The sequence below is a fragment of the Staphylococcus arlettae genome (assembly GCF_002902345.1).
Lineage (GTDB): Bacteria > Bacillota > Bacilli > Staphylococcales > Staphylococcaceae > Staphylococcus > Staphylococcus arlettae.
Genome location: NZ_PPQB01000005.1, coordinates 206,959 through 212,796, shown reverse-complemented (window position 1 = coordinate 212,796; position 5,838 = coordinate 206,959). Strand labels below are relative to the sequence as shown.

The following is a 5,838-nucleotide window of genomic DNA, read 5'->3' as shown; positions in this document are numbered from 1 at the left end:
TGGTTTAAAGCGCATTTTCAATGCAGTCAGCTACTGCCAATATGAAAAAAGGTTGGAACAAATCAATATTGTCCCAACCTCACTTCGGGAATTAACCCTTTATGAAATCATCCAAAGCCAATTTATCATACACTAAAATTTATGGTCAATCGTTTTTAAATGCTTTCCTTTTTTCCATCATTTCTGTTTCATAATCGTCTTGTTGACGAGCTATATATTCTTTCATTCTATGTTTATTCGGTGATAACGTTAATCCTAAGAATTTTCGTTCTTTGTTAGCATCTTTATAGAACGACACCATCATAAGCATTATAATTACCGAGAATGGTAAAGCTGTAATAATAGCCATATTCTGCAAGGCATTCAATCCATTACTACCACCAGAGAAGAGTAAGATAAACGCAATTAATGCTTGCGCAATACCCCATATAACTTTAACAAGTGCTGAAGGATTTAATGAACCAAATGTCGTTTGCATACCTAAAACAAATGTTGCTGAATCGGCAGAAGTAATAAAGAATGTTGCGATTAATAGTAGTGTTACTATTGATAACACAAATCCAAATGGTACTTCATTAAAGACACCGAACAATGCTGTTTCAGGTGGCATATTAAAGATTTGAGGATTATCTTTAGCAGTTTCAATACCTAGCACGCCAAACGCAGCGAACCATACTAAACTTACTAATACTGGTGCCAGCATTACACCTAATACGAATTCTCTAATAGATCTACCTTTAGATACACGAGCAATGAATATACCAACGAAAGGACTCCAACTAATCCACCAAGCTAATTGGAAGAATGTCCAATTTGACATCCATTCATGCTTCTGATCATTAAGTGGTGCTGTATCGAACATATTAAATAAGAATGTATTTAAATAGTCCCCTGTTGCACTAGTTAACATATTTAAGATTAATATTGTAGGACCTACTATAAACATAATTAGTAAAATTATACCAGCCAAACCAATATTAGCATTACTTAAATATTGTATACCTCTACTTAAACCAGACCATGCACTTGCTAAGAACAGAATCGTTACTATGACAATAATAATTCCTTGTGTGAGAATAGTATTTGGAATATCAAATAAATACTCTAAACCACCAGCAATTTGCATTGCACCAAGTCCTAGTGATACTGCCACACCACCAATTGTAGCGAAAACAGAAATAACATCGACGATAGTTCCTAATGGTCCCTCGACTTTATTACCCAAAATCGGGCGTAACGTTCTTGAAATTAATGCAGGTTCACTTTTTCTAAATTGTGCATAAGCTAGCGCTAATGCTACAACACCATAAACACCCCATGCATGGAATCCCCATTGCATAAATGCACCTCTCAAGGCTTCAGTATAAGCATGAGCGGTTTTAGGGTCACCAGTAGGAGGAGATGCAAAGTGACTAATTGGTTCAGCTGCTCCCCAGAATACTAAACCAATACCCATACCGGCACTAAATAGCATCGCAAACCATGAAATTGTATTAAATTCAGGTTTGTCTCCGGGCTTACCTAGTTTTAATTTACCAATAGGACTAAAGATTAAAAAGACACAAAAGAATATCATGATTGCTACAATAATCATATAATACCAACCAAAATTTTGTGTAATCCATCCTGTAATATTTGTCCCTATTTCATTAAATTGATTGGGAAATATCGCTCCCAATAATACAATAATAGCGGTAATAATAATACTAAATGTAAAAACTGAAGAAAGTTTTTTACCGCTAAATTTTTCATTTTCTTGCATATGTACATACCTCCTAACAATCAATGTTTGGAAGTGTATCATAAATTCTATAATTCTTCAAAATAACTCTAAAAAAGCTTTTAATAAATTTATTAACAATTATTTTCATATCTAATTGCAGACTATATTTTGTGTTTATTTTTTACATTATAATAATTAAATATCACTAAACGAAAACAAAATCACTCATTAAACCATAAAATTATTTATTGATAAACCCCTTACTGAAATAATTAAATATACTCATAATAATTGTAAAAATAATAGTAGTTATAAGTGATTGTACAAAGTCATATGAGTTTAATAAATATGTACCAATACTAAAAAGAATGAAAAAAGAGATAAAGATTACTAATGCGTATTTTGCTGTTTTCATGTCATGACCTCCCTTCAAGAAAATGAATATGTATAAAATAGTTGCATAAAGCTTTAGTTGAAATACAATTTATTGATTTTCATTGCATCATAACCATTAGTCATATCTATAAAATAAGGCAATTGCCACTGTTGAGTGTTAGTAGCACTCTTATTCAAATCTTCACACCATAAAGGGTAAAGACGGAAGGACATTTTACCTTTGTGAGCATTTGTAGTAATGATGCCTTTGTCTATTAATATTTCTTTGGTAAATATAAACTGCCCTTTATATTGATTATCGATAATATTTATCACTAACTTATCATCAAAATCCGCTTCATTAAACGGTATGTTCTTAGCAAACTCGTTTTTATGCCATAAAGCAACAAAATACCCTGCCTTTTTAGGCGTCTTTTTGGCTAATCTACTTTTAATCCTTTGCTTACCAACAGAGAAGTTTAGCGCTTCATAATCATTGTTCCATCTTTCTCTTTCAAAGTTAGTTATTGTTAGATTTGTATGTACAGTGCTTAATTCATTAAAAAGCGTACAACTTTTAAATAATTGTTGCATAACGCTCCTCCCTCTCTATTTTTAATATTAATATATTCACCAAGATTAGAAACATAAAGTTAATGATATAACTGATAGCATTAACTCAAACTATGATTTTAATAAATGTTCAACTTTTACCTTAGTAGTGACGTTATTTGAATTAGTTAAGCAATTTCGTCATGGTAGCAAGTTCTAAAAGTTGGTTATTTGGTTTAGTGAGTATTTTCTTATCACTGATAACATATCCTAAATCACTGTAAAATTTCATATTTTTAGTAACATTCATACGCACTTTGCAGACCAATTCAGTTATGCCATTCTGGTAAGAATGATATTCCAAATAATTTAATAACTGCTTGCCAATACCTCTACCTTGAACTTTTGAATCAATAGAAACTCTGTGAAAACTCAAAGCTTGATTATTAATTTTAAACCTTAACATCCCAACTGGTTTATCTGCATCATATGCAATAATTGCTTCTTCCTTATGATGTAAAAATGATTTTCTAATATCATCTTCCTTTTCTAGTAATGCAGTAGACGGCACCTTAACATTTGCGTATTCTGCAAATGCATCCATCATTAACTTATGTATTATCGCAACATCTTCAATCGTTGCCTTTTTAAAATGCATTTCACACACCTACTTTTAATTTTCATTTAATCAGCTGAATTTAAGACTTAAAGCACTTCATAACTCATATCAATACATATTTATACTGAAATATACTCTATCAATATTATCAAATAACATTCTACAAATATATTACATATAAATTATCAACTCAATTTATCATTCGGCCATTTTTGTATTATTATTCATCATATCAAATCAAACCAATCACCAATAATAACATTAAATACAGTATAAAATTAAAATAAACCTAAATTATTATTGAATTATTATACATTATAAAGTATTATTAATTATAATTTCAACAAGCAAGAAGGTGTTATAAATGTTTTTGGTAAATTACGAAAGTAAATTTTTACCTTATATAATGAGTTACCAACTGACTTACGATCAAATTCATTTTCCTAAAACCCCATCCGTTCATATCAATAATGCACAGTATAATTCTGATATGAATTGTATTCTCGGATTTAATGACGACAATAACTTAGTTACCTTTTTTGTTTTACAACAAGCAAGCGAATATGCTCAGTATTTTACATCTACTAAAAATGCCACAATTTTTTTAAAAGCTTTTTCAACCGATGCTAGATTTCTACAAAACGGATACGCTAAATCGTGTTTATTGCTATTAGACGATTTTATTAAAACACACTATCCACACGTTCAATTTATAGCACTTGTAGTCAATGAAGATAATGTAATTTCTTATAATTTATATAATTCAGTCGGGTTTTACAACACAGGACAAACTATTCTAAAATACGGTGTTAAACAACAATTATTACAAAAAACAATTAACCTTTAAGTTAATCTTGATATACTAATCCAATACTTTTCATGGTTATTTTTTTATATTAATTTTCCACTATAACTATAATTAAATGCACTCCTGTCCTTCAAACTAGGTGTGCATTTAGTTATGTTAGCGTTAATTACACTTTTTTAAGTTGATTTTCCATACCTTTAATCAAAGTATCCTTCTTCTACAAGACTGACATAACTACCATTACCAATAATGATATGGTCTATAATGTCGATACCTAATATTTCACCACATTGAATTAAACGTTTTGTAGTTTGAATATCCTCATCAGAAGGTGTTGCATCCCCTGATGGATGATTATGGACTACAATAATTGCATTACTTGCCCACTGAATTGCCGCATTGAACAATTCTCTCGGATGTACAATAGCTCTTGTAAGCGTCCCTTTAAAAATGGTCTGTTTTTTAATTACTATATTTTTAGAATTTAAAAATAATGCTACAAATATTTCTTGTGTTAAATGTTGCATTTCTCCCATCAAAAATGTTGCCACATCTTGAGGACTTGTTATTTTGATTTGGCTTTCAATGCTACCTGAATGCATTCTTTCTCCTAATTCGAAAGCAGCTTTTAATACAATAGCTTTATATGTACCTATTCCCTTTATATTTTGCAAATCACTAATAGTTAACTTTTTTAAATAATGAATACTATCGACAGTACTTAAGATTTCATGTGCTATATCTATACTAGAAAATCCCTTTCTCCCAGTATTTAATAATATAGCTAATAATTCCGCATTAGATAAATGTTCAGCTCCTTTATATAACAAGCGCTCACGTGGTTTTTCTGAAGTTGCAAGATCTTTAATTTTCAATATAGTTCAACTCCTAAAATGGAATAATATTAAAAGAAGTAATGACTAGTGCAAGAAAAATAAAAGGTATGAGGGGTAATTTGGCTTGAACATTTCGATGAATAAGCCAATGAAGCAAACCAATTATACCAGCTAAGATAAATGTAATCATGAAAATGTGTAATAGATGAGGTGCTGGGACAAATAAACTTAAATATGAAAATACGAGAATATCACCGTACCCGATGGCATCCTTAAATAATAAAAAGAAGCAATGTAATACGAAAGTAATGATAAAAAACTGAGGTAAATAAAAAGGTGCTAATACTACACCACAAATTACTGCAATAACAATTATATGTAGTGGAATAGATAAAGTTACGAGGTCATTAATAGCTAAAGTGAGTAACACAAGGACAAGTAATAGAAAAGTAGTATCGTCTAAAATCACATCAAAATGATACAAACAGATACCTATAACCACTGCAGTCAATTCCCCTACGAAATAACTATAATGTAGTGGCTGTTTGCAACAATGTGTGCGTCCACATTGTAAAATATAACTGACGACTGGAATTAGGCGATACAATGGTAGTACTTTTTGGCATAAATCACATTGAGAACGCTTGAACAGACGCCGAATAGAAAGCGTTGAAAACGTTGAAATTTGATACAAAAAGCTGAATAAAACAGAACAAAAAATAACATTGATAATCATGTATCACACTCCCACTTAAATTATAGCACCATCAACTCCCCTTTAATACTAAATTCTCATTTAATCAATAAGTGTGTTAGTAATACAAAGTTCTAATAATTTACACTACTCATTTATCCACGAAGTAACGTTTAAAACACTATTTCACACTATTATTTTTAGCTAGATTCAAGTCTTACATGTAATTTT

At 30.4% G+C, this 5,838-nt stretch carries 7 protein-coding genes; 1 reads left to right on the top strand and 6 read right to left on the bottom strand.

What is annotated here, in order from left to right:
* Positions 1–145: 145 nt before the first annotated feature.
* From CD036_RS01160 to CD036_RS01150, 4 genes are all read right to left on the bottom strand, one after another.
* Positions 146–1,762 (bottom strand): BCCT family transporter, encoded by a 1,617-nt coding sequence (locus CD036_RS01160; protein WP_103387838.1) that lies wholly within the window; start codon positions 1,760–1,762, stop codon positions 146–148.
* A gap of 202 nt (positions 1,763–1,964) precedes the next feature.
* The gene (locus tag CD036_RS13080; protein WP_157950641.1) at positions 1,965–2,138 is read right to left on the bottom strand and encodes a hypothetical protein; all 174 of its coding nucleotides are present in this window, start codon (positions 2,136–2,138) and stop codon (positions 1,965–1,967) included.
* Between the two features lie 53 nt (positions 2,139–2,191).
* Positions 2,192–2,692, bottom strand: coding sequence for a MepB family protein (locus tag CD036_RS01155; protein ID WP_103387837.1), 501 nt, complete (start codon positions 2,690–2,692; stop codon positions 2,192–2,194).
* 142 nt (positions 2,693–2,834) lie between these two features.
* Entirely contained in the window at positions 2,835–3,308 is a 474-nt protein-coding gene (locus tag CD036_RS01150) for a GNAT family N-acetyltransferase (RefSeq protein WP_103387836.1), read from the bottom strand.
* Between the two features lie 325 nt (positions 3,309–3,633).
* Here CD036_RS01150 and CD036_RS01145 point away from each other — a divergent pair, with 325 nt between their 5' ends.
* Entirely contained in the window at positions 3,634–4,116 is a 483-nt protein-coding gene (locus CD036_RS01145; protein ID WP_103387835.1) for an N-acetyltransferase, read from the top strand.
* Positions 4,117–4,274: 158 nt separating this feature from the next.
* On the opposite strand, the gene radC is transcribed toward CD036_RS01145, so the two are convergent.
* On the bottom strand, positions 4,275–4,952 hold the full coding sequence (gene radC / locus CD036_RS01140) for a RadC family protein (protein WP_103387834.1): 678 nt from the start codon (positions 4,950–4,952) through the stop codon (positions 4,275–4,277).
* Positions 4,953–4,965: 13 nt separating this feature from the next.
* Complete coding sequence (locus CD036_RS01135) at positions 4,966–5,649, bottom strand: prepilin peptidase (RefSeq protein WP_031266636.1); 684 nt, start codon at positions 5,647–5,649, stop codon at positions 4,966–4,968.
* Positions 5,650–5,838: the final 189 nt, after the last annotated feature.